Source organism: Bradyrhizobium sp. USDA 4461 (genome assembly GCF_054055655.1).
The window spans coordinates 1,592,409-1,615,510 of the sequence record NZ_JBSRXM010000001.1 but is presented as its reverse complement, the minus strand read 5'-3'; the positions used below and the strand labels follow the sequence as shown (position 1 = coordinate 1,615,510).

19 protein-coding genes are annotated in these 23,102 nt (G+C 65.2%); 8 read left to right on the top strand and 11 right to left on the bottom strand.

What is annotated here, in order from left to right:
* Nucleotides 1–673: 673 nt before the first annotated feature.
* The 4 genes from thrC (at nucleotide 674) to ACVINW_RS07630 (ending at nucleotide 4,926) form a co-directional block, all read left to right on the top strand.
* Nucleotides 674–2,089 carry a threonine synthase gene (gene thrC / locus ACVINW_RS07645; RefSeq protein ID WP_456750728.1) on the top strand — a complete coding sequence of 472 codons (1,416 nt, stop codon included), beginning with the start codon at nucleotides 674–676 and terminating at the stop codon, nucleotides 2,087–2,089.
* The gene (locus ACVINW_RS07640; protein WP_456750727.1) at nucleotides 2,090–3,379 is read left to right on the top strand and encodes a M16 family metallopeptidase; all 1,290 of its coding nucleotides are present in this window, start codon (nucleotides 2,090–2,092) and stop codon (nucleotides 3,377–3,379) included.
* A gap of 188 nt (nucleotides 3,380–3,567) precedes the next feature.
* Nucleotides 3,568–4,155: a GNAT family N-acetyltransferase gene (locus ACVINW_RS07635; protein ID WP_029079870.1), complete on the top strand. Its 588-nt coding sequence runs from the start codon at nucleotides 3,568–3,570 to the stop codon at nucleotides 4,153–4,155.
* Between the two features lie 117 nt (nucleotides 4,156–4,272).
* Complete coding sequence (locus ACVINW_RS07630) at nucleotides 4,273–4,926, top strand: hypothetical protein (RefSeq protein ID WP_456750726.1); 654 nt, start codon at nucleotides 4,273–4,275, stop codon at nucleotides 4,924–4,926.
* Between the two features lie 73 nt (nucleotides 4,927–4,999).
* On the opposite strand, the gene ACVINW_RS07625 is transcribed toward ACVINW_RS07630, so the two are convergent.
* The 5 genes from ACVINW_RS07625 to ACVINW_RS07605 form a co-directional block, all read right to left on the bottom strand.
* Nucleotides 5,000–5,485 carry a F0F1 ATP synthase subunit B family protein gene (locus ACVINW_RS07625; RefSeq protein ID WP_456750725.1) on the bottom strand — a complete coding sequence of 162 codons (486 nt, stop codon included), beginning with the start codon at nucleotides 5,483–5,485 and terminating at the stop codon, nucleotides 5,000–5,002.
* A gap of 4 nt (nucleotides 5,486–5,489) precedes the next feature.
* A complete protein-coding gene (locus ACVINW_RS07620) occupies nucleotides 5,490–6,056 on the bottom strand; it encodes a F0F1 ATP synthase subunit B (RefSeq protein ID WP_456750724.1) in 567 nt (188 codons plus the stop codon).
* Between the two features lie 91 nt (nucleotides 6,057–6,147).
* Nucleotides 6,148–6,378, bottom strand: a complete 231-nt coding sequence (locus ACVINW_RS07615; protein ID WP_016847054.1) for a F0F1 ATP synthase subunit C — start codon at nucleotides 6,376–6,378, stop codon at nucleotides 6,148–6,150.
* A gap of 55 nt (nucleotides 6,379–6,433) precedes the next feature.
* Nucleotides 6,434–7,183 carry a F0F1 ATP synthase subunit A gene (locus ACVINW_RS07610; protein WP_456750723.1) on the bottom strand — a complete coding sequence of 250 codons (750 nt, stop codon included), beginning with the start codon at nucleotides 7,181–7,183 and terminating at the stop codon, nucleotides 6,434–6,436.
* A 71-nt stretch (nucleotides 7,184–7,254) separates the two neighbouring features.
* Nucleotides 7,255–7,626 carry an AtpZ/AtpI family protein gene (locus tag ACVINW_RS07605; protein WP_212021558.1) on the bottom strand — a complete coding sequence of 124 codons (372 nt, stop codon included), beginning with the start codon at nucleotides 7,624–7,626 and terminating at the stop codon, nucleotides 7,255–7,257.
* 274 nt (nucleotides 7,627–7,900) lie between these two features.
* On the opposite strand from ACVINW_RS07605, the gene ACVINW_RS07600 reads away from it, so the two are divergent.
* The 3 genes from ACVINW_RS07600 to ACVINW_RS07590 all read left to right on the top strand — a co-directional run bounded on the left by ACVINW_RS07600 (nucleotide 7,901) and on the right by ACVINW_RS07590 (nucleotide 9,690).
* Nucleotides 7,901–8,524, top strand: a complete 624-nt coding sequence (locus ACVINW_RS07600) for a DsbA family protein (protein WP_456750722.1) — start codon at nucleotides 7,901–7,903, stop codon at nucleotides 8,522–8,524.
* Between the two features lie 30 nt (nucleotides 8,525–8,554).
* Nucleotides 8,555–9,064, top strand: coding sequence for a hypothetical protein (locus ACVINW_RS07595; protein WP_456750721.1), 510 nt, complete (start codon nucleotides 8,555–8,557; stop codon nucleotides 9,062–9,064).
* Nucleotides 9,065–9,216: 152 nt separating this feature from the next.
* Complete coding sequence (locus ACVINW_RS07590) at nucleotides 9,217–9,690, top strand: secondary thiamine-phosphate synthase enzyme YjbQ (RefSeq protein WP_456750720.1); 474 nt, start codon at nucleotides 9,217–9,219, stop codon at nucleotides 9,688–9,690.
* Between the two features lie 79 nt (nucleotides 9,691–9,769).
* Here the strand turns inward: ACVINW_RS07590 and ACVINW_RS07585 are convergent, their stop codons facing one another.
* The gene (locus tag ACVINW_RS07585) at nucleotides 9,770–11,434 is read right to left on the bottom strand and encodes an MFS transporter (protein WP_456750719.1); all 1,665 of its coding nucleotides are present in this window, start codon (nucleotides 11,432–11,434) and stop codon (nucleotides 9,770–9,772) included.
* A gap of 314 nt (nucleotides 11,435–11,748) precedes the next feature.
* Between ACVINW_RS07585 and ACVINW_RS07580 the strand changes: the two genes are divergently transcribed.
* Complete coding sequence (locus ACVINW_RS07580) at nucleotides 11,749–12,423, top strand: response regulator (RefSeq protein ID WP_212021572.1); 675 nt, start codon at nucleotides 11,749–11,751, stop codon at nucleotides 12,421–12,423.
* Nucleotides 12,424–12,585: 162 nt separating this feature from the next.
* On the opposite strand, the gene ACVINW_RS07575 is transcribed toward ACVINW_RS07580, so the two are convergent.
* The 5 genes from ACVINW_RS07575 to ACVINW_RS07555 all read right to left on the bottom strand — a co-directional run bounded on the left by ACVINW_RS07575 (nucleotide 12,586) and on the right by ACVINW_RS07555 (nucleotide 23,091).
* Nucleotides 12,586–16,095 carry a PAS domain-containing hybrid sensor histidine kinase/response regulator gene (locus ACVINW_RS07575; protein WP_456750718.1) on the bottom strand — a complete coding sequence of 1,170 codons (3,510 nt, stop codon included), beginning with the start codon at nucleotides 16,093–16,095 and terminating at the stop codon, nucleotides 12,586–12,588.
* A 170-nt stretch (nucleotides 16,096–16,265) separates the two neighbouring features.
* A complete protein-coding gene (gene hemA, locus ACVINW_RS07570) occupies nucleotides 16,266–17,495 on the bottom strand; it encodes a 5-aminolevulinate synthase (RefSeq protein WP_456750717.1) in 1,230 nt (409 codons plus the stop codon).
* Between the two features lie 181 nt (nucleotides 17,496–17,676).
* On the bottom strand, nucleotides 17,677–18,741 hold the full coding sequence (locus ACVINW_RS07565; protein WP_456750716.1) for an MBL fold metallo-hydrolase: 1,065 nt from the start codon (nucleotides 18,739–18,741) through the stop codon (nucleotides 17,677–17,679).
* A gap of 135 nt (nucleotides 18,742–18,876) precedes the next feature.
* The gene (locus tag ACVINW_RS07560; protein ID WP_456750715.1) at nucleotides 18,877–22,086 is read right to left on the bottom strand and encodes an efflux RND transporter permease subunit; all 3,210 of its coding nucleotides are present in this window, start codon (nucleotides 22,084–22,086) and stop codon (nucleotides 18,877–18,879) included.
* Nucleotides 22,087–22,140: 54 nt separating this feature from the next.
* On the bottom strand, nucleotides 22,141–23,091 hold the full coding sequence (locus tag ACVINW_RS07555; protein WP_456756332.1) for an efflux RND transporter periplasmic adaptor subunit: 951 nt from the start codon (nucleotides 23,089–23,091) through the stop codon (nucleotides 22,141–22,143).
* Nucleotides 23,092–23,102: the final 11 nt, after the last annotated feature.

Genomic DNA, 23,102 nt, shown 5'->3' with positions numbered 1-23,102 from the left:
GGAAAGCCGGATTGCTCCGGTTACACCTGTGGTCCTACCCCCGTGCTTTCTACCTATTGCACGGGGCCCATGGGTGCGATCGGCACCCGGCTTTCCCTGCGCCCTCACCAACGGAGAGGGCGGAAACGAAGAGCAAGACTCGGACAATTCATGTCGCGAGAACGCGAAACTGCGTCCTCACCCAAGCTGTCATCGCCCGGCTCGCCGCCTCCGCTAAAGCTTCGGCGCGCCACGGACTGCTTGCCTCGTCGAAGCCTTGGCGTAGACGGGACCGGGCGATCCAGTACGCCGCGGCTTCTCGGCTCAAGCATTACTGCCTCTGGAATACTGGATCACCCGCTTTCGCGGGTGACGACACCGACAGTGTGGCAAGTGAATCGAAACCCATTCTCGTCGTCGTCCTGGCGAAACCCATTACCCCGAATCCCAATTGTTGCACGACGCTGGGGCCGCGGTCCCGTTCATCACCGAATGCGGTGGTTATGGGTCCTGGCTTTCCGCCAGGCGACGGCGGTGCTTGTGCCGCACTCACGCGACCTCGCAACGCGCGCTGTGGGCTACCCATTGCCGGCCCGATCTTCTATGGTGCGCTGATCCGGTTCGCATGCGGCGAACTCGATAAATCCATGATATCAAAGGCTTAAGGCTTAGATCGAAGCCTTTGGAGGGCGATTTGACGCGGTATATTTCGACCAGGGGTGAGGCCCCGGTGCTTGGCTTCTGCGATGTGATGCTGACCGGGCTTGCCCGCGACGGCGGGCTTTACGTGCCCGAGACCTGGCCGCTTCTGTCGCACGAGACCATCGCCGGCTTGTTCGGCCGTCCCTATTGGGAGGTCGCGGTCGAGATCATCCGCCCGTTCGCCGCCGGCGAGATTTCCGACGCCGAGCTCGGCCGCATGGCCAACGAGGCCTATGCCACCTTCCGCCATCCCGCGGTGGTGCCGCTCGACCAGGCCGGGCCGAACCAGTTCCTGCTCGAGCTGTTCCACGGGCCCACGCTGGCGTTCAAGGACGTCGCGATGCAGCTGATCTCGCGGCTGATGGATCACGTGCTGGCCAAGCGCGCGCAGCGTACCACCATCGTGGTCGCGACCTCGGGCGACACCGGCGGCGCCGCGGTCGAGGCGTTTGCCAATCTCGACAATGTCGACCTCGTCGTGCTGTTCCCGAACGGCCGCATCTCCGAGGTGCAGCGTCGCATGATGACGACGACGGGTGCTGCCAACGTCCATGCGCTCGCGATCGAGGGCACGTTCGACGATTGCCAGGCGCTGGTGAAGGAGATGTTCAACAACCATCGCTTCCGCGACCAGGTGGCGCTGTCGGGCGTCAACTCGATCAACTGGGCGCGCATCGTGGCGCAGGTGGTTTACTACTTCACCTCGGCGGTCGCGCTCGGTGCGCCGCAGCGCACGGTCGACTTCACGGTGCCGACCGGCAATTTCGGCGACATCTTCGCCGGCTATGTGGCGAAGCGGATGGGGCTGCCGATCCGGTGCTTGCGCATCGCCGCCAACGTCAACGACATCCTGCCGCGCACGCTGAAGACCGGCAATTACGAGGTGCGCGAGGTACACGCCACGGCGTCGCCGTCGATGGACATCCAGGTGTCCTCGAATTTCGAGCGGCTGCTGTTCGAGGCGTCTGGTCGCGACGCCGACCAGGTCCGCCGCCTGATGGCCTCGCTGAAGCAGTCCGGCCGCTTCGTGCTGCCCGATGCGACGCTCGCCGCGGTGCGCCGCGATTTCGACGCCGGCCGCGCCGACGAGACCGAGACCGCGGCCGCGATCCGCGCCGCCTGGCGCGAGGCCGGCGATCTCGTCGATCCGCACACCGCGGTGGCACTCGCGGTCGCCGACCGCGACACCTCGGACTCCAAGATCCCGAACATCGTGCTGTCGACCGCGCATGCGGCCAAATTCCCCGACGCGGTCGAGGCGGCCTGCGGGGTGCGTCCGCAGCTGCCGGCCTGGCTCGGCGGCCTGATGAGCAAGTCCGAACACATCACGGTCATGAAGAATGATTCCGCCGAGGTCGAGCGCTTCGTGCTGTCGGTCAGCCGTGCTGCCAAGCAGGGAGTTGCCTGAATGAGCGTTGACATCACCAAGCTGCCGAGCGGCCTGACCGTCGTCACCGACACCATGCCGCATCTGGAGACCGCGGCGCTTGGGGTCTGGGCCGGCGTCGGCGGCCGCGACGAGAAGCCGAACGAGCACGGCATCTCGCATCTGCTCGAACACATGGCGTTCAAGGGCACCGCGCGGCGCTCCTCGCGCGAGATCGTCGAGGAGATCGAGGCGGTCGGCGGCGACCTCAATGCCGGCACCTCGACCGAGACCACGGCCTATTATGCGCGGGTGATGAAGGCCGACGTGCCGCTGGCGCTCGACGTGCTCTCCGACATCCTCGCCAATCCGTCCTTCGTGCCGGATGAGCTCGAGCGCGAGAAGAGCGTGATCGTGCAGGAGATCGGCGCGGCGCAGGATACGCCCGACGACGTCGTGTTCGAGCATCTCAACGAGCTCTGCTATCCGGACCAGCCGATGGGCCGCTCACTGCTCGGCACCGCCAAGACGCTGAAGGCGTTCGACCGCGACATGCTGCGCGGCTATCTGTCGACGCATTACCGCGCCCCCGACATGGTGGTCGCGGCCGCCGGCGCGGTCGATCACGAGCGCGTTGTCGAGGACGTCGTGCAGAAGTTTTCCAGCTTCGACGCCACGCCGGCGCCGAAGCCGCAGGTCGCGATGTTCGGCAAGGGCGGTTCGCGCGTGGTGCATCGCGATCTCGAGCAGGCGCATCTGACGCTGGCGCTCGAAGGCGTGCCGCAGACCGATCTGTCGCTGTTCTCGCTGCAGGTGTTCACCAACGCGCTCGGCGGCGGGATGTCGTCGCGGCTGTTCCAGGAGGTGCGCGAGAAGCGCGGGCTGTGCTACTCGATCTACACCTTCCACGCCCCCTACACCGACACCGGCTTCTTCGGCCTCTACACCGGCACCGATCCGGCCGACGCGCCGGAAATGATGGAAGTCATCGTCGACGTCATCAATGACGCGGTCGAAACCCTGACCGAGGCCGAGGTCGCCCGCGCCAAGGCGCAGATGAAGGCCGGGCTGTTGATGGCGCTGGAAAGCTGTTCATCCCGGGCCGAACAATTGGCGCGGCATGTGCTAGCCTATGGACGGCCGCAGACGGTGGAAGAGCTGGTGGCGAGGATCGATGCGGTCAGCGTCGAATCCAGCCGCAACGCCGCCCGCGCCCTGCTGGCGCGCAGCCGGCCCGCCGTTGTCGCCCTCGGCAGCGGAAGAGGTCTGGACACGGCGGTGGCTTTTGCGGAAGGATTGACGAAGTCGAAGGCAAAGACGCTGCTGCATTAGAAGTTACCTCTCCCCGCCTGCGGGGAGAGGTCGGATTGTTCTCGGCGATGCGAAGCATCGTCCGGTGCAATCCGGGTGAGGGGGTACAGGTCCCCGACAATCGGCTCGCTCGTGGAAGCAGCCCCTCACCCCGACCCTCTCCCCGCAAGGGCGGGGCGAGGGGGACGTGAGCGGGGGAGTGTTGGGCCATGGCCCTGTTTCGTTTGCCGTCCAGTGGACCCGCTGCATTGATGCCGCGCGGTCACGGGCTGTTGCTGCGCGCGCCGCAAATGTCGGACTTCCCGCAATGGGCGCAATTGCGCGAATTCAGCCGCGCCTATCTGACGCCATGGGAGCCGATCTGGCCGTCCGACGACCTGACCCGCGCCGGCTTCCGCCGCCGCTTGCGGCGTTACACCGAGGATATCGCCGCCGACCGCTCCTATCCGTTCATCATCTTCCGCGAATCGGACGGGGTGATGATCGGCGGCATCACGCTCGCCAATGTCCGCCGCGGCATCGTGCAGGCCGGCACGATCGGCTATTGGGTCGGCCTGCCGCACGCCCATCGCGGCTACATGACGACCGCGCTGCGGGTGCTGCTGCCCTCGCTGTTCGGCGAGCTCAATCTGCACCGCATCGAGGCGGCCTGCATCCCGTCCAACGCCTCGTCGATCCGGGTGCTGGAGAAGTGCGGCTTCACCCGCGAGGGCCTGGCGCGGCGCTATCTCTGCATCAACGGCATCTGGCAGGACCATCTGCTGTTCGGCCTGCTGCACGAGGATTTCCGCGGCTAATCATAAGCCCATTGGCTGAAGGCGGTGCCTTGTTGGACGCCTTGGGTTCGCCGCCATTGGCTTGCTATAACGCCCGCGAAACGGGGAACCCGGATTTGGAGAATGCAGGGATATCGCATGGGTGACAGGGTGATCAGGTTCGCGCTCGCGGCGGCGGTATCGATCGGGCTCGGGGTCTCCTTGCTGCCGTCGGCGGCGTCCGCGCAGTCGCTCAGCGACCGCTTCAAGAGCCTGTTCGGCGGCGGCTCGTCGGACCAGGACAAGCCGGCCGCGCCCGCCGCGCCGCAGCAGCTCAACGACGCCGATGCCGAGCTGACCTGTCCGCCGGTGCAGATCCGCTCCGGGGCCTCGACCTATTCGGTGGCCGCGAACGGCAAGGAGGCGGTCGGCAACGACGTCAAGTTCCTGGCCTCGATCACCCGCACGGCGCGGCAATGCAATCTGAACAGCGGCCAGATCACGGCCAAGATCGGCATCCAGGGGCGGATCATCGTCGGCCCCCAGGGCGCGCCGCCGTCGATCCAGGTGCCGCTCCGCGTCGCCGTGGTGCAGGGCGGCGTCGGCGAGAAGACCATCATGACCAAGGCCTACACCACAACGGTGCAGATGGACGACAGCGGCAGCGTGCCGTTCAGCCTGGTCGCCGAGGATGTGGTCTATCCCGCGCCGTCGCCGGCCGACAACGACAATTACATCTTCTATATCGGCTTCGACCCGCAGGCCCTGAAGCCGGAGCCGAAGCCTCGCGCCGCCCCGCACAAGAAGAAGTAGCGTCCTGGAACAAAGAAAAAAGGCCGGCGCGATCAGCTCGCGCCGGCCTTATTCGGAAGCAGTTGAGATCGCGTCAGTTCAGCTTGGAGCGGACTTCGGCGATGCCCTTGCCGACGAGGTCGTCGGCAACCGAGCCCTTGACCGACTGCGACAGGATGGTCGAGGCGGCGGTCACGGCGGCGTTGGCGGCGGCGGTGCGGACATCGGCCACGGCCTGGGCCTCGGCCTGGGCGATCTTGCTCTCGGCGGTCTTGGTCCGCCGGGCGACAAAATCTTCCATCTTGGTCTTGGCCTCGGCCGCGATCCGCTCGGCTTCGGCCTTGGCGCTGGAGATGATCTCCTGGGCCTCGCGCTCCGCGCTGGCGCGGCGCGCCTTGTACTCGCCGAGCAGCTTGGCGGCCTCGTCCTTCAGACGGCGGGCGTCCTCCAGTTCGGCCTTGATGCGCTCGGCACGGTGGTCGAGCGCCGTCAGCAGGGTGCGATGGACGCCGAGATAGCCGAACACGACCAGCAGAACGACGAAAGCGATCGCAACCCAGGTTTCCGGTTCGTAAAACATCCGTCTATCCCTTCAGCGACGCGTCGACGGCGCTGTTGACCGCGTTGGCGTCCGGCGTGACGCCGGCAAGTTGCTGGACGATGGCGCCGGCCGCATCCGCCGCGATGCCGCGGACGTTCGCCATGGCGTTGGTCCGGGTCGTTGCGATCTGCTTCTCGGCGTCGGCGAGCTTGGCCGCCAGCTTCTCTTCCAGCGCCTTGCGCTCGGCTTCCGAGGCCGCGTTCAGCTTCTCGCGGGTCTCGTTGCCGATCGCCTGCGCGTTGGAGCGCGCATTCGCCAGCTCGGTTTCATAGGCCTTCAGCGCCGCGTCGGACTCGTCCTTCAGCTTCTGCGCCTCGGCCAGATCGCCCTCGATCTTGTTCTGGCGTGCATCGATCGTCCCGCCGACGCGCGGCAGTGCGATACGCGACACGATCAGATAGAGCGCGACAAATGCAATCGCCAGCGACACCAGCTGCGAGGCGAAATTGGACGAATCGAACGGCGGAAAGGCTCCGCCGTGATGTCCGCCTTCGGCCTCGGTGTGGGCGCCGGCTGCCGGGCCTTTTGCCTCGCCATGACTCTCAGCCATGGTGTTCTCCTGTTGCTGTCATGCGCGCCGCCCTTGGTATGACCTTCGGGCGGCGCGACAGGTTACCGCTGAAGCGGAACCGGGGTGCCGCTCAGAGCGGAACGAACAGCAGGAGCAGCGCGATCAGCAGCGAGAAGATGCCGAGCGCTTCGGTCACGGCGAAGCCGAAGATCAGGTTGCCGAACTGGCCCTGAGCGGCCGAGGGGTTGCGCACCGCAGCGGCGAGGTAGTTGCCGAAGATGATGCCCACGCCGACGCCTGCACCGCCCATGCCGATGCACGCGATGCCCGCGCCGATAAGTTTTGCTGCTGCCGGTTCCATTTGTAGCTCCTTGAGAAAGATAGACGGATTGGTGGGTGGAGATTCCCCGGACCGCTTAGTGTCCCGGATGAATGGCGTCGTTGAGGTAGATGCAGGTCAGGATCGCGAACACGTAAGCCTGCAGGAACGCGACCAGCAGTTCGAGGGCGTACAGTGCGATCGTGAGCGCCAGCGGCAGCACGCCGCCGACCCAGCCGAGCGCGCCCAGCGAGAAGCCGAGCATCGCGACGAAGCCCGCGAACACCTTGAGCGCGATGTGGCCGGCCAGCATGTTGGCGAACAGACGAACGCTGTGCGAGACCGGCCGCAGGAAGAACGACAGGATCTCGATGAACATGACCAGCGGCAGGATGTAGATCGGAACGCCGTGGGGGACGAAGATGCTGAAGAATTTCAGGCCGTTCTTGTAGACGCCGTAGATCAGGACCGTGAAGAACACCAACAGCGCCAGCGCCGCGGTGACGATCAGGTGGCTCGCGATCGTGAAGGTGTAGGGGATCACGCCGACGAGGTTCGAGACGCACAGGAACATGAACAGCGAGAAGATCAGCGGGAAGAACTTCATGCCTTCCGCGCCGGCCGTGCTGCGAATCGTGGTGGCGACGAATTCGTAGGAGATTTCGGCGACCGACTGCAGCCGTCCCGGAACCAGGTCCCGGCCGCTCGCCAGCATCAGCAGCGCAATCAGGAGCACCGCGATGAACATGTAGAGCGACGAATTGGTGAAGGCGATCGTGTGATTGCCGATGTGGCCGAGCGTGAAGAGGGGCTCGATATTGAACTGATGGATCGGGTCGATTTTCATCCGCGCGGCTCTTGGTCCACCGGCCGTCCTGCCGGTTATCGAATTTCAAATGTCGTGACTTCCGCCAGCGCTCAGCGCTTGCCCGAGGCCACGCCCGCGGACCTCACCACGTTGACCACGCCGGCGACGAAGCCGAGCAGCGTTAACACGATGAATCCGAATGGCGATGTCGACAGCAAACGGTCGACCCCCCAGCCAAGCGCCGCTCCGACGGCAACGCCCGCGATCAGCTCCGAGGAAAGACGAAAACCGAGCGCCATCGCCGAAGCTCTGGCCGCACTGTCCCCGCTTTCATTATCGGATTGATCAGTCTTGCTCCTGCGGCTGTCGCGAATTTCTGACAACCGATGATCGAGACTTCCGAGCCTTGCGGAAAGCGCAGCTTCGTCAGGAGGCGATTGATCGCGACTTCCACCTGCGCCGTGGTTGGTGTTCTCAGCCATGCTGCGAACACTAACCGATGCCGCGGATGATGGAAATTGCGCCCGTCCCCGTCAAAAGCCGCGCGGACCATACTTACCGCGTCTAATCAAGTCAAGATTGCGTCGTAACCAGTTATTGCTTTGATTCTGCTGATCTTATTTGAAGATATTCAAGGTCAGAGTGACGCAGTGATCGCAGTGCAACAGCTGGCGTGGCATCGAGCGATATTGCCTGGCTTCCCGCGCTCTGCTGGGATCGGCGAAAGTCCCACCTCTCGTGCAGTCAAGGTTCCGCATGCCGCGCCAGATCGACTACTACTTCTCGCTGCAATCGCCCTGGGCCTATATCGGCCACCAGCCCTTTGTGCGGCTCGTAAGCACTTACGATCTCAAGGTAAATTACCGGCCCGTGCTGCTGGTCGATCTGTTCTCGGAGACCGGTGGACTGCCGCTCGCCAAGCGTCACCCGGTGCGGCAGCGCTACCGGATGATCGAGTTGCAGCGCTGGCGCGTCAAGCGCGGCCTCAATTTCCATCTCCAGCCGGCCAACTGGCCGTTCAACGGACGCCTCGCTGATGGCGTCGTGATCGCGCTGCTCGAAGCCGGGCTTGATCCTGAGCCGTTCTTGCAACGCGCCTATCCCGCGGTGTGGGAGCTTCAGCTCAACCTTGCCGATCCAGCGACGCTGGTGAGGCTCGCCGACGATGCGGGCCTACCGGGCAAGCAGCTGGTGGAGCGCTCGGGCTCCGATGCGATCAGCGCGGCCTATGAGCAGAATCGGCAGGATGCATTGGAAGCCGACGTGTTCGGTTCGCCAGGATATGTGCTGGACGGCGAGGTCTTCTGGGGCCAGGACCGGATCGAATTGCTCGAGGACGCGTTGAAGTCAGGCCGCAAGCCCTATAGCTCTGGGCAATAGGGGCGGGATCAGGTTGAGGCGGAGCAAGCCATGCCCATCGCGATGTCGCCGTCGAGATTGTCGATCGCAATTGCTGCGGTGCTGATCTCGAGCGCTGCGGTCTCCGCGCAAACCGCGCCCGATACCGAGAACGGCCGCTACGCGTTATCTCCGGCCGGCGACGGATTCCTGCGGCTCGATACGCGCACCGGCGCGGTGTCGACCTGCACCAATTCCAGCGCCGGCTGGGCCTGTTACATGGTGCCGGACGAGCGCGCCGCGCTGGATGCCGAGATCGGGCGCCTGCAAGCCGACAATGACAAATTGAAGGGCGAACTCGCCGCGCGCGCACCGTCGGCCAAGACCGACGAGGCATTGCCGAAATCGGATCAGCTGAAGAAGCCGGAGCCGAAAATCGCCGAGGGCGAGCGCAAGATCGAAATCCCGCTGCCGAGCGACCGCGACATGGATCGCATGATGTCGTTCCTGGAGCGGGCCTGGCGGCGGCTGATCGAGATGGCCAACCGTGTGCAGCGCGACGTCAACGGCGGCAAGATTTGAGGCGGCGCCATCGCTGTCATCCCGGCCTGGTGGGACCCATAACCACCGCTGGGAGTTGGGTGGCTAAGTTGGTAACTCCAAATCTTCCTAACTGAAATGCCGCGGCGTATGGCTCCTGGCCTTCGCCGGGACGACGTGCTGAGAAAGTACAGATGAACTCACCGAGAAAAATGGTCCGCTCGGCGCCGTCCTCCGTCGCCGCAACCAGCATCGTCTCGTCGCGCCTGACGGTCGAAACGCAGGGCAGCGGCTTCATCGACATCACGCGCGAGGTCGCAAAATTCCTGCGCGAGGTGCGCGCCGGCGAGGGGGCGGTGACGCTGTTCATCCGTCATACCTCGGCCTCGCTGACGATCCAGGAGAATGCCGATCCGACGGTGCTGGTCGACCTGATGACGGCGCTCGATCGCGCCGCGCCCGCGAACGGCGGCTGGCGTCACGACACCGAAGGCCCCGACGACATGCCGGCACATATCAAGACCATGCTGACGGCGACCTCGCTTCAGGTCCCGGTGCTCGACGGCGAGATGGCGCTCGGCACCTGGCAGGGCATCTACCTGATCGAGCATCGCGCCCGGCCGCACCGCCGCGAGATCGTGCTGCAATTCATCGGCGCCACGCGCTGACGCGTTCGCGTCGCCGCTTAAGACGACATCGGCCGCGGATCGCTCCGCGGCCGATGCATGTTGACCGAGATGTCGACGGTCAGGTCCTGGTGATGTCGACGTCCTTGGTTTCCGGAATGAACAGCGCGCCGACCACGACGGTGATTGCCGCGAAGATGATCGGATACCAGAGACCGGAGTAGATATCGCCGGTCGAGGCGGTGATCGCGAACGCGGTCGCCGGGAGCAGGCCGCCGAACCAGCCGTTGCCGATATGATAGGGCAGCGACATCGAGGTGTAGCGGATACGGGTCGGGAACAGCTCGACCAGCATGGCGGCGATCGGGCCGTAGACCATGGTGACGTAGAGCACCAGGATGAACAGCAGTCCGATGATCGCAGCCACTTGCGGACGGAACACGTCGAACGGGTTCGACATCTTCACGATGCCGGCGTCACCCGCCTTCGGATAGCCCGCCGCCTGCACCGCCGCGGTGATCGCGGGGTTCGACGTCTTGGCGTCCGTGTACGGCACCTCCTTATCGTTGACCATGACCTTCACCGGCGCGCCGGCCGGGCCAGGCACGGTGGAGTACTTCACCGACGACTGGGCAAGGAAGGCGCGGGCGGTGTCGCACGGCGCCGAGAAGACGCGGGTGCCGACCGGGTTGAACAGATCGCCGCAGCCGGCGGGATCCGCAACGACCTGCACCTTGACCGTCTCATAGGCCTTTTCCAGCGCCGGATTGGCGTTGGTCGTGATCATCTTGAAGATCGGGAACAAGGTCAGTGCGCCGATCAGGCAGCCCGCCAGGATGATCGGCTTGCGGCCGATCTTGTCCGACAGCGCGCCGAACACCAGGAAGAAGCCGGTGCCAAGCAGCAGCGCCCAGGCGATCAGGAGGTTGGCGGTGTAACCGTCGACCTTCAGGATCGATTGCAAAAAGAACAGCGCGTAGAACTGTCCGGTGTACCAGATCACCGCTTGGCCCATGGTGAGGCCGAGCAGCGCGAGGATCACGATCTTGGCGTTGGCCCAGTTACCGAAGGCTTCGGTGAGCGGAGCCTTGGAGGTCTTGCCCTCCTCCTTCATGCGCTGGAACACCGGCGATTCGTTCAGCCGCAAACGGATCCAGACCGAGATGCCGAGCAGTAGCACCGACACCAGGAACGGGATGCGCCAGCCCCACTCGGCGAAATCCTTCTCGCCGGTGAAGGTGCGGGTAAACAGGATCACCAGCAGCGACAGGAACAGGCCGAGGGTTGCCGTGGTCTGGATGAACGAGGTGTAGTAGCCCCGCTTGCCCTGCGGCGCATGCTCGGCGACATAGGTCGCGGCACCGCCATATTCGCCGCCGAGCGCGAGACCCTGCAATAGGCGGAGCGAGATCAGGATGATCGGCGCCGCGATGCCGATGGTCTTGGCGTTGGGCAGCAGGCCGACGATGAAGGTCGACAGGCCCATGATCAGGATCGTGACGAGGAAGGTGTATTTGCGGCCGACGATGTCGCCGACCCGGCCGAACACGATCGCGCCGAACGGGCGCACCAGGAAGCCCGCGGCGAACGCCAGCAGCGCGAAGATATCGCGGGTTGCCGGCGGATAGTCGGAGAAGAACTGCGCGCCGATGATGCCAGCCAGCGAACCGTAGAGATAGAAGTCGTACCACTCGAACACGGTGCCGAGCGACGACGCCAGGATGACGAAACGCTCATCCTTGGTCATGCCGGCGGGCCGCGCCGAAGTTGCAGTCATTGTGGACATCTGGATAGCTCCCCCCGAATTATTGCTGCCATGCGAGCCCCCGCTTGGCTGACCAGGCCCGAATGAGCCTGACGCTTCCTTTCAAAGTAACATCGCAGCGAAACCCGCCCCAATAAGACTTTTGGCTTTTGCACGCTCGAACTTATCTTCAAGGGGAGAACTGAGTGGAACGCACCCACGCGCATCTGTTGCAGCGCACAAGTTCGGCGGGTTAACTGCGTTGGCATCTGGTATTATCAAGCACTTGCGTGATACTGGCGCGCGGGTCACAACCAAACGGCGCGGATCTGCCGAGATCCGCTAGTGGGACTGAGATGACTGCTGCTGCCAATACTCATCTTGTCATCGCCGACGACCATCCGCTGTTCCGCGATGCGTTGCGTCAGGCAGTGGGAAGCGTCGTGAGTTCGGCCACTATCAGCGAGGCCGGATCGTTCGAGGATCTGACTGCGCTGCTGGAACGGGACTCCGAGGTCGATCTGATCCTGCTCGATCTCTCGATGCCCGGGATCAGCGGCTTTTCCGGTCTGATCTATCTGCGGGCGCAATATCCGGCGATCCCGGTGGTCATCGTCTCCGCCAGCGACGATGCCGGAACCATCCGCCGCTCGCTTGATTTCGGCGCCTCCGGCTTCATCCCCAAGCGGTTCGGTGTCGAGACGCTGCGCGATGCCATCATGAAGGTGATGGAGGGCGACGTCTGGGTTCCACCCGACACCGACCTCTCGGCGGCCGGCGATCCCGACATGACGCGGCTGCGCGATCGCCTGGTGACGCTGACCCCGCAGCAGGTGCGGGTCCTGATGATGCTGTCGGAGGGGCTGCTCAACAAGCAGATCGCCTATGAGCTCGGCGTCTCCGAGGCGACCATCAAGGCCCACGTTTCGGCCATCCTGCAGAAGCTCGGCGTCGAAAGCCGGACGCAAGCCGTGATCGCCGCCGCCAAGATCGCCGGCGGCCAGTGGCGCCAGGGCACGCCGTCGAGCTAGCGTTCCGCCGGGCCTAACTCCGTCACCTGAGGAGCGCGCTCTTGCGCGCGTCTCGAAGGGTCGACGGCCACCAGCCGGGCCGATTCATCCTTCGAGGCTCGCTCTGCTCGCACGTCAGGATGACGGAATGCGTGGTTTGACTTGGATCGCGCACCTTCGCCGCTATTCCGCCGCCACCATCTGCTGCGTCCGCCACTGTCCGAGCAGGGCGCGCAGCGAGGCCGGCTTCACCGGCTTGTTCAGCACCGCGATGTTTTCCTCGCGCGCTGCGGCGCGCACGGCCGGGCTGCGGTCGGCGGTGATCAGGATCGCCGGGATGCCGTCGCCGAAGCGGCGGCGGATCTCGCGGATCGCGGCGACGCCGTTGCCGCGGTCGAGGTGATAGTCGACCAGCACGCCGGTGACGCGGCTGCCGGCGGCCTCGATCGCGCTGATCGCGCCGTCGGCATCGAGCACCGCGATCACCTCGGCATCCCACGCCGTCAGCAGCGTCTTCATGCCGTCGAGAATGGCGGGGTCGTTTTCGATGCAGACGATCAGCGAGCCGCTCATCGGCGTCTTCGCCAGCGGGGTGGCGCTGGTGACGGCTGCGGTGTGGTTGACTGCGGTCGCGGCCGGCACGGTGACCGAGAACGCCGAGCCGCCGCTGACATTGGCCGAGATCGCGATGCGGTGGTTGAGCACGCGCGCCAGCCGCTCGACGATCGACAATCCAAGGCCGAGGCCGCGGGCGATCCGGGCACCCTGCTCAAGGCGGTGGAACTCCTTGAAGATCTCGCCGCGCTTCTGCACGGGGATGCCGACACCGGTATCGTAGATGCTGATCTGCAGCGTGTCGCCGCGGCGGCGGCAGCCGATCAGCACGCGGCCGCGCGGGGTATATTTGATCGCGTTGGAGATGAAGTTCTGCAACAGCCGGCGCAGCAGCGAGCGGTCGGATTCGACCGGCAGCGAGCAGGCGACGAAGCGCAGGTCGAGGCCCTTGTCGCGGGCGATCGGCATGAACTCGATCTCCAGCGAGCGCATCAGGTCCGCCATCCGGAAGCTCGTGATCGCCGGCGTCATGGCACCGGCATCGAGCCTGGAGATGTCGAGCAGCGCGCCCAGGATGTCCTCGATCGCCTCGAGCGAGTCGTCGATGTTCTCGACCAGCCGCGAATCCTCGCCGCCGTTCTGGCGCTCGACCAGGCTCGTGACATAGAGCCGCGCCGCGTTCAGCGGCTGCAGGATGTCGTGGCTGGCCGCCGCCAGGAACCGCGTCTTGGAGGCGTTGGCATCTTCCGCGATGCCCTTGGCGAGCGCGAGCTCCGAGTTCAGCCGCGTCAGCTCCTCGGTGCGGTCGCGCACCCGCTTTTCCAGCGTCGCGTTGGCGCGCTCCAGCGCCTCCGCGGCCTCGAAGCTCGGCGTGACGTCGGAGAAGGTGATGACGAGGCCGCCGCCCGGCATCCGGTTGGCGCGCACCTCGATCACCAGATGGCGGTCGGTGAAGCGCTCCAGATAGGGCTCGCCCTCGGTGGTGTAGGCACGCAGCCGCAGTTGCAGCAGGCTTTCGCCGTCGCCGGCCGCCGGCGGGCTGATCGCGCCCATATATTCGAGGATCTCGGGCAAGGGGATGCCGAGCTGCACAAGATGCGACGGCAGCGCCAGCAGTTCGGAGAACTGGCGGTTGGAACAGATCAGCTGCAGATCGGCGTCGAACACCGCGATGCCCTGGCGCACATGGTTGAGCGCGGTCTGCAGGATCTCGCGGTTGAAATGCAGCGCGGCGTGGGAATCGTCGAGCAGCTTCAGCGCGGCCTTGGCCGATACCGTCCGCCGTTGCAGCAACAGCGACATCACGAGACGCGAGGAGGCGGCGCCGATCGAGGAGGCGATCAGTCGCTCGGCGTGCTGCAGCAGCTCGAAATCGGCCGGTGCTGCGGTCTGCAGCACGATGTTACGGTCGGCGGCGAACGCGGCGAACGCCTCGCGGGTGCGGTCGGGGCCGAGATATTGCGTCACCGTGCTCTGGATGTCCTGCACCGTCACCGTGGTGCGCCAGCGCCGGAAGCTCGGCGCGATCGGGGCCAGCGCGTTGGGCACGAACACGTCGGCCTGCAACAGCTCGATCGCGGACGGCGCGCGGGCCAGCGAGAACAGCACATAGGTGAGGACGTTGAGCGCAAGGCTCCACAGCACGCCGTGCAGCAGCGGCGGCAGGTCGGCACCGAACAGCGCCTGCGGCCGCAGCGCCTCGATTCCGAACGGCCCGTGTTGCAGCAGCATCAGGCCGGCGGTGGAGTTTTCCAGGAAGCTCGGGATGAACAGCGTGTAGAGCCACGTCGCAAAGCCGACCAGCATGCCCGCCATGGCGCCGCGTGCGGTGGCCCTGCGCCAGAACAGGCCGCCGAAGAAGGCCGGCGCGAGCTGGGTGATCGCGGCAAACGACAGCAGGCCGATCGCGACCAGCTGGGTATTGCCGAGCGCGCGGTAATAGAAATACGCCAGCACCATGATGGCGAAGATCGAGAAGCGGCGCGCCTTCAGCAGGAAATCGGCAAAATCCTTCTGGCCGGCGCGGGCGTCGTCGCTGCGCGGCAGCACCAGCGGCAGCACGATGTCGTTGGAGACCATGATCGACAGCGCGACGCATTCGACGATCACCATCGCGGTCGCCGCCGACAGGCCGCCCACGAACACCGCAAGGCTGAGCAGTTGCGAATTGCCCTCGATCGGCAGCGCCAGCACGAACATGTCGGCGTCGACAGCGCCGAACGGGAAGATCACGAGGCCCGCGATCGCGATCGGAATCACGAAGATATTGATCACGACGAGGTAGAGCGGGAACAGCCAGCGCGCGCGGGTGACCTCGGCGGGCGTCGAGTTTTCCACCACGCTGACATGGAACTGGCGCGGCAGCAGCATGATCGCGCAGAACGACAGCAGCGTCATGATCAGGAAATTGCCGATCGACGGCACATATTCGATCGCGCGCACCGCCTCCGGCGTTTTCAGGGCGCGCTCATAGAGCTCGACCGGGGAGAACATCCAGAAGGTGACGAAGGCGCCGGCGGCGATGAAGGCGACCAGCTTGACGATGGATTCGGCGGCGATCGCCAGGATCAGGCCGTGCTGGTGCTCGGTGGCGTCGGTGTGGCGGGTGCCGAACAGCACCGCGAACACCGCCATCGCCAGCGTCACCATCAGCGCGATGTCGCCGATCACAGGGATTTTCGAGAACGCCTGGTCCTCGCTCAGGATGGTCTCCAGCGACGAAGCCATCGCCTTCAGCTGCAGCGCGATGTAGGGCACCGAGCCGATGATCGCGATCAGCGCCACGGTGGCCGCGACCGCCTGGCTCTTGCCGTAGCGCGCGGCGATGAAGTCGGCGATCGAGGTGATGTTCTGCGACTTGGCGAGGGCGATCACGCGGCGCAGCAGCGGGGTGCACAGCCCGACCATCACGATCGGGCCGACATAGATCGCCAGGAAGTCGATGCTGGTGCGGGTGGCGAAGCCGACCGAGCCGAAGAAGGTCCAGGAGGTGCAGTAGATCGCCAGCGACAGCGGATAGATCCAGTGGCTGGCGCGGCCGCGCGCGTCCGGCGGCGTCCGGTCGCCGCGGCTGGCAATGAAGAACAACAATCCGATGTAGGCGAACGCCGTGGCGATCACGCCCCAATCGTGCAGCATCGCTGCTCATCTCCTGTTCCCGGCCTCCAGGGCATGATCCGGAAAAGTGTGAAGCGGTTTTCCGAAAAGATCATGCTCAAACAAAGCGGCCCGGGATCAGGATTATAACGCAAAGGGCCGGCCGCGCGATGCACGGCCGGCCCGAATTCGGGGGCGGAAAACCGATAAGGTTACTCGGCGGCCAGCGGCTTCTGGTGCAGCGGCAGGCCGAGCCGGTCCCAGACCTGGAGCAGGGCTTCCGCCAGCGCGTCGATCAGGCCGTCGTCATGGTAGGGCGAGGGCGTGATGCGCAGCCGCTCGCTGCCCTTGGCGACGGTCGGATAATTGATCGGCTGGATGTAGATGCCGTGGTCCTCGAGCAGCAGGTCGGAGGCGCGCTTGCACTTCTCGGGATCGCCGACGAACAGCGGCACGATATGGGTGTCGCTCGACATCACGGGCAGCCCGGCCGCGGTCAGGATCGCCTTGGTGCGGGCGGCGCGGTCCTGGTGGCGCTCGCGCTCCCAGCTCGAGGTCTTGAGGTGGCGGATCGCAGCGGTCGCGGCCGAGCAGATCGCCGGCGGCAGCGCGGTCGTGAAGATGAAGCCCGGCGCATAGGAGCGCACGGCATCGATCACCGCGGCCTTGCCCGCGATGTAGCCGCCGAGGCAGCCGAACGCCTTGGCCAGCGTGCCTTCGAGGATATCGATCCGGTGCATCACGCCGTCGCGCTCGGCGATGCCGCCGCCGCGCGGGCCGTACATGCCGACCGCATGCACCTCGTCGACATAGGTCATGGCGCCGTATTTTTCGGCCAGATCGCAGATCTTGCCGAGCGGCGCGACGTCGCCGTCCATCGAATAGAGGCTCTCGCAGACGATCAGCTTCGGCCGGTCGGGACCGGCGGCGATCAGGAGCTCTTCGAGATGTGCAATGTCGTTGTGGCGGAAGATCTGGCGGTCGCAGCCGGCCTGGCGCACGCCTTCGATCATCGAATTGTGGTTCAGCGCGTCCGACAGGATCAGGCAGTTCGGGATCAGCTTGGCGAGCGTCGAGATGCCGGTCTGGTTCGAGACATAGCCCGAGGTGAACAGCAGCGAGGCCTCCTTGCCGTGGAGGTCGGCGAGCTCGGCTTCGAGCTGCACCAGCGGATGATGGGTGCCCGCGATGTTGCGGGTGCCGCCGGCGCCGGTGCCGACCCGGGTCGCGGTCTCGACCATGGCGCCGACCACCTTGGGGTGCTGGCCCATGCCGAGATAGTCGTTGGAGCACCAGATCACGACGTTGCGGCTGCCGTTCGGCGAATGCCATGTCGCGTGCGGGAAGCGTCCCGCGATCCGTTCGAGGTCGGCGAACACCCGGTAGCGCCGCTCGTCATGCAGGCGGTTGAGGGCGGTGTTGAAAAACTGGCTGTAATCCATCGGCAAACCCAGAAAGCGGAACCTGACCGGAACGACTGCCTCTTCTTAGAGCTTTTCCAGCTCTAATGTCCATGCACTGGCCCACATCTCGACATGCGTCGCAGTTGGGCAAATTGCCCTAGCGGCCGTCCATCCCGCTTGATTCCGGACAAATAGCCCGGGGTATGATCGCCCGGCGGGCTCAGGTCGTCCTGAAGCGCAGCATGCCGTCGGCGTGCATCGCGGCCGTCAGGCGGCCCTCGACCAGCATGTAGTTGACATGGGCGACCAGCTCGCCGGCGGCGAAGCCCATCTGGTGCTCGTCCAGCACGTGCTTGTGGAACACCACAGGCACCAGTTCCTTGGAGGTCTGCGGCACCTCGCGGCAGGCCTCGGCGATCAGCCGGCAGCGCTCCTCATGGTGGTCGGCGAGCTGCTTGATCCGGGTCTTCAGCCCGTAGAACGGCACGCCATGGCCCGGCAGCACCATCACGTCATAGGGCAGCGTGGTGGTCAGGCTCGCCAGCGAAGCCAGATACTCGCCGAGCGAGTTCTGCTCGGGCTCGACCGCCCAGACGCTGACATTGGGCGAGATCTTGCTCAACACCTGGTCGGCGGACAGGAACAATTTGTCGGCCGCGCAATACAGCATCACCTGGTCGAGCGCGTGGCCGCCGCCGGTGATCACCTTGAAGCGCCGCGTGCCGATCACGACCTCGTCGCCATGGGTGAGGCGGTGATAGGACGGCGGCAGCACCGAGACGCGCTTCAGGTAATCCTGGCCGCGGCCGAGCAGCTTCTCGGTGAGGTCCTCGTCCATGCCGTGGCGGCGGAAGAACAGCCGCTGCGCGTTGCGCCGCTCCTCGGTGCCGCGGTTCTGGTGATAGACCGATTGCAGATATTCCACCTGCGACATGAACAGCGGGCAGTCGAACCGCTCGGTGATCCAGCCGGCGAGACCGACATGGTCGGGATGCGAATGCGTCACGATCAGCCGCTTGACCTTGACGTGCTGCAGCGGTCCCTCGAACAGCGTGGTCCAGGCCGCGATCGATTCCTCGTTGCCGAAACCGGCATCCACCATGGTCCAGCCGTCGCCGTCGGCGAGCAGGTAGATGTTCACATGGTTGAGGCGGAACGGCAGCTTCAGCCGCGCCCACAGCACGCCGGGCGCCACCTCCACGACCTGGTCGTGGCCGGGATGGTTTTCCCAGGGGTATCGCAGTGCCTCCGCGGAGGAGGGAAGGCTGTCGGTCTTCGTATGCATGCTACCGGCTTAGCGGCACATGGCCCGCCGCGCCAGCCGAAAAATCAGATAGTCGTCCGGAGAATGGGCTCGAACGGCACCCGAATTCCGCAGCCCGGATTGGGCCGGTCGCTCCGCCGCACGCTTGCGACAGGGTCATTCGGCTGGATGCACGCTCCCCACGGGACGGCTGTGTCCGCTCACACCACCCGAAGATGTGCCTTCGTGCGTTGCCACGCGCTGCGGCTTGCGCCCGAACTTGCGGACCACGGTGTAAAACGCTGGGGTAAACAGCAGGCCGAACGCGGTCACGCCGAGCATTCCGGCGAACACCGCGGTGCCGAGCGACTGGCGCATCTCCGCGCCGGCGCCGGTTGCGACCACGAGCGGCGCGACGCCGAAGATGAAGGCGAGCGACGTCATCAGGATCGGCCGCAACCTTGTGCGTGCCGCCGTGACTGCAGCTTCAGCCGGGCTCGCACCGGTCTCCTCGGTCTGGCGCGCGAACTCCACGATCAGGATCGCGTTCTTGGCTGCCAGACCAACCAGCACGACAAAGCCGATCTGGGCCAGCACGTCGATCGGCATGCCGCGCCACAGCAGGCCCGTCACGGAGGCGAGCAGACACATCGGCACGATCATCACCACCGCAAGCGGCAGATTCCAGCTTTCATACTGGGCGGCGAGCACCAGGAACACGAACAAAGCGGCGGCGCCGAACACCAGCAGCGATGATGTTCCCGGCAGCTGCTGTTGAAAGGCAAGCTCGGTCCATTCGAAGCCGATGCCGGGCGGCAGAACCTCATGGGCCAACTCCTCCATCCGATGCAGCGCGCTGCCGGTCGCCACGCCCGGCGCCGCGACGCCCATCACCTCGGCCGCCGGGAACAGGTCATAGCGCGGCACGCGATAAGCCATGTTCTCGGATTTCATCCGCGCCACGGTGCCGATCGGCACCATCTCGCCCGAAGAGTTGCGGGCCTTCAGCCGCGCGACGTCCTGCGGGTCCTGCCGGAACGAGCCATCGGCCTGCGCGATCACCTGGTAGGTTCGGCCCAGATAGTTGAAGTCGTTGACATATTGCGAGCCGAGATAGACCTGCAGGGTGCTGAATACATCGGTCGGCGTCAGACCGACCTTCTCGGCGCGCTCGCGGTCGATATCGGCATAGACCGACGGCGCGCGGGTGCCGAACAGGGTGAAGACCCCAGCGAAGCTCGGATCCTTGTTGGCGGCGGCGACCAGCGTCTGCGCCGCCTTGGCGAGTGCCTCCGAGCCGAGCCCGGCACGATCCTGCAGCATCATCTTGAAGCCGCCGGCATTGCCGATGCCCTGCACCGGCGGCGGCGGGATCGTCAGCACGTAGGCCTCCTGGATCACCGACAGCCGCTTGCGCAAATCGGCGAGCACGCTGGCCGCGGTCACGCCGTCGACCTCATGGTTGTAAAGCGACGGCAGGCCCGAGAAGATCGTTCCGGCGTTGGAGGCGATCGTGAAGGTCGTGGCATCGAGACCCGCAAACGGCGCAACGTGCTCCACGCCCGGCGTCGACATGATGATCTCGATCGCTTTCTTCACGACCGCTTCGGTCCGGTCGAGCGTCGCGCCGGGCGGCAGCTGCAACACCGTGATCAGATAGCCCTGGTCCTGTTCGGGAATGAAGCCGGTCGGCGCCCGTGCGAACTGAAAGCCGGCAAGGCCGATCAGCGCCGCATAGATCACAAGCACGACCCCCGTGATCTGCACCAGCCGGCGCGTCAGGCGTCCATAGCTGGTCGAAAGCCATTCGAAGCCGACATTGAAGCGGGCAAACCCTGCCTGCAGCAGCCGGGCGATCCACGAGCCCCGCGCCTTGCGGCCGGGCTCATGCGCCTTGAACAGCACCGCGCAGAGCGCCGGGCTCAAGGTCAGCGACACGAAGCAGGATATCAGCGTGGACGCCGCGATCGTCACGGCGAACTGGCGGAAGAACTGACCTGTGATCCCCGACAGGAACGCTGACGGAACGAACACGGCACACAGCGTCAGGGCGATCGAGATCAAGGCGCCCCCGACTTCCGTCATGGTGACGTGAGCGGCCTCGACCGGGGTCATGCCACGCTCGAGATTGCGCTCGACATTTTCCACCACCACGATGGCGTCGTCGACCACGATGCCTACCGCGAGCACAAGTCCGAACAGCGAAAGATTGTTCAGCGAGATGCCGAGCAGATACAGAAAGCTGAACGTTCCCACCAGAGAGACCGGGATCGCGATCACCGGAATGATCGCGGCGCGCCAGCTTTGCAGGAACAGGAACACCACGCCGACCACGAGCAGGATCGCAACGAAGATCGTCTTGATCACCTCGTCGACGGATTTGCCGACGAAGATGGTCGGGTCATAGATGATCTTGTATTCGACGCCCGGCGGGAATTCCTTGCCGAGCTTCTGCATCGCCTCGAGCACTTCCTTGTCGACGGCCAGCGAATTGGCGCCTGGCTGGGCGAAGATCAGGAGCGGCAAGCCGGGTTGCCGGTCCATGAAGGCGGTCGAGCCGTAGTCGGAGGCGCCGATCTCGACCCGCCCGACGTCGCGCAACCGCGTCACGCGACCCTCGCTATCCGACTTCAGCACGATGGAGGCGAACTGCTCCGGCGTCGAGAGACGTCCGAGCGTCTGCACGTTGAGCTGATAGGCCTGCTTCGAGGCGACCGGTGGCTGATTCAGGATTCCGGCCGAGACCTGGATGTTCTGGGCGCGCAGCGCGGCCAGCACCTCGCTTGCGTTCAGATTGTGGGCCGCGACCTTGTCCGGATCGAGCCAGATGCGCATGGCGTACTCGCGGCCGCCCTGCATCGTCACGTCGCCGACGCCCGGCAACCGCGCCAGCGCATCCTTCACATGCAATGTCGCGTAGTTCGAGATGTAGAGCAGGTCGCGTGAAGAATCCGGCGAATAGAGGTGCACGGCCAGCAGGATGTTCGGGGTCGCCTTCCTGACCTGCACGCCGAGCCGCTGCACGTCCTCCGGAAGCCGCGGCAGGGCATCCTGCACGCGGTTCTGCGTCAGCATCTGCGCGACGTTGAGATCGGTGCCGATCCGGAACGTGACCGTTATAGTGAGCTTGCCGTCACCGGTCGCCTGACTGTTCATATAGAGCATGTTCTCGACGCCGTTGATCTCCTGCTCGAGCGGCGTCGCAACGGTGCGCGAGACCACCTCGGCGGAGGCGCCGGGATAGCTTGTGGTGATCTGAACGGTGGGCGGCACGATCTCGGGGTACTGCGCGATCGGCAGGATCGCGAGCGCGCCGAGACCGATCAGCGTCACGAACACGCTGAGGACCGTGGCGAAGATCGGCCGGTCAATGAAGCTGTGGCTCATTTGAAGCTCCGGAAGTCAGGAAAGCGACGCCTGGATTCGCTGTCGGTGTTTGACCTAGCCGCGGTCGTCGGCGCTCGCGTCGTAGTGAATGGTGCCGTCCTGCGGCGCGACCTTTGAGCCGGGAATGGCGCGTACCAGGCCATCGATGACGACGCGGTCGCCGGGCTCTAGGCCCGACCGGATAACCCGCAACCCGCCGCGCAGATCGCCCGTCGTCACGATCTTCGGCTTGACCGCGGAGTCCGGACCAATGGTCATCACCAGATGTTGCGATTGGTCGAGCGTAACCGAGGCATCGGGAAGCAAGAAGGCCGGCGCCGGCGGCGCGATCTCGACCCGCAACCGCGCAAACGCACCGGGCGCCAGGAGGAGATCGGGGTTCGGCACCGTCGCGCGCGCCCGGATCGTGCCGCTGGAGCGATCGAGCGCGTTATCGATGAAATCGAGCGTTCCCTCGCGCTTGAAATCATTCTCGTCGGAAAGCCGGATCACGACCTTGTTGGCGAGCGGCCCCTGAATACGGGGCCGCGCGCGCGAGAATGTCAGGAAATCGGATTCGCTCATGTCGAAATCGACATAGAGCGGGTCGAGCGAGACCAGCGTCGCCAGCAATGTCGTCGGGCTGGTCGCGGCGCGGCTGCCCGCGATCAGGCTGCCGATCGAAACCTGCCGCGCGCCGATGCGTCCCGTAAAGGGCGCTCGCACGCGGCTGTAGTCGAGATCAAGCTCGGCGTCGCGCACGCGCGCCTTGGCATCTTCGACCGCGGCTTGCGATGCATCCTGGTCGTTGGTGCGCTGATCAACGGTTTCCTGCGTCGCGAAGTCACTTCGCTTGAGTGACGTCGCGCGCGTCAGCTGATTGTTGGCGAGCTCGACGCGGGCTTTTGCTGTCTGCAGCGCGGCCTGCGCTTGAGCGAGCTTGATTTCGTAGGGGCGCGGATCGATGACAAACAGAAGATCGCCCTTGTGAACGATCTGGCCGTCCTTGAAGTGAATCTCGGTCAGAGTGCCGCCGA

Bases quoted from the DNA above. Each gene is read 5' to 3' on its own strand.
- ACVINW_RS07630 (WP_456750726.1), top strand. From the start codon at position 4,273: ATGGGTGACAGGGTGATCAGGTTCGCGCTCGCGGCGGCGGTATCGATC.
- ACVINW_RS07640 (WP_456750727.1), top strand. From the start codon at position 2,090: ATGAGCGTTGACATCACCAAGCTGCCGAGCGGCCTGACCGTCGTCACC.
- ACVINW_RS07595 (WP_456750721.1), top strand. From the start codon at position 8,555: ATGCCCATCGCGATGTCGCCGTCGAGATTGTCGATCGCAATTGCTGCG.
- ACVINW_RS07600 (WP_456750722.1), top strand. From the start codon at position 7,901: ATGCCGCGCCAGATCGACTACTACTTCTCGCTGCAATCGCCCTGGGCC.
- ACVINW_RS07610 (WP_456750723.1), bottom strand. From the start codon at position 7,183: ATGAAAATCGACCCGATCCATCAGTTCAATATCGAGCCCCTCTTCACG.
- ACVINW_RS07560 (WP_456750715.1), bottom strand. From the start codon at position 22,086: ATGAGCCACAGCTTCATTGACCGGCCGATCTTCGCCACGGTCCTCAGC.
- ACVINW_RS07575 (WP_456750718.1), bottom strand. From the start codon at position 16,095: ATGCTGCACGATTGGGGCGTGATCGCCACGGCGTTCGCCTACATCGGA.
- ACVINW_RS07590 (WP_456750720.1), top strand. From the start codon at position 9,217: ATGAACTCACCGAGAAAAATGGTCCGCTCGGCGCCGTCCTCCGTCGCC.
- ACVINW_RS07635 (WP_029079870.1), top strand. From the start codon at position 3,568: ATGGCCCTGTTTCGTTTGCCGTCCAGTGGACCCGCTGCATTGATGCCG.
- ACVINW_RS07620 (WP_456750724.1), bottom strand. From the start codon at position 6,056: ATGGCTGAGAGTCATGGCGAGGCAAAAGGCCCGGCAGCCGGCGCCCAC.
- ACVINW_RS07580 (WP_212021572.1), top strand. From the start codon at position 11,749: ATGACTGCTGCTGCCAATACTCATCTTGTCATCGCCGACGACCATCCG.
- hemA (WP_456750717.1), bottom strand. From the start codon at position 17,495: ATGGATTACAGCCAGTTTTTCAACACCGCCCTCAACCGCCTGCATGAC.
- ACVINW_RS07605 (WP_212021558.1), bottom strand. From the start codon at position 7,626: ATGGCTGAGAACACCAACCACGGCGCAGGTGGAAGTCGCGATCAATCG.
- ACVINW_RS07585 (WP_456750719.1), bottom strand. From the start codon at position 11,434: ATGTCCACAATGACTGCAACTTCGGCGCGGCCCGCCGGCATGACCAAG.
- ACVINW_RS07625 (WP_456750725.1), bottom strand. From the start codon at position 5,485: ATGTTTTACGAACCGGAAACCTGGGTTGCGATCGCTTTCGTCGTTCTG.
- ACVINW_RS07565 (WP_456750716.1), bottom strand. From the start codon at position 18,741: ATGCATACGAAGACCGACAGCCTTCCCTCCTCCGCGGAGGCACTGCGA.
- ACVINW_RS07615 (WP_016847054.1), bottom strand. From the start codon at position 6,378: ATGGAACCGGCAGCAGCAAAACTTATCGGCGCGGGCATCGCGTGCATC.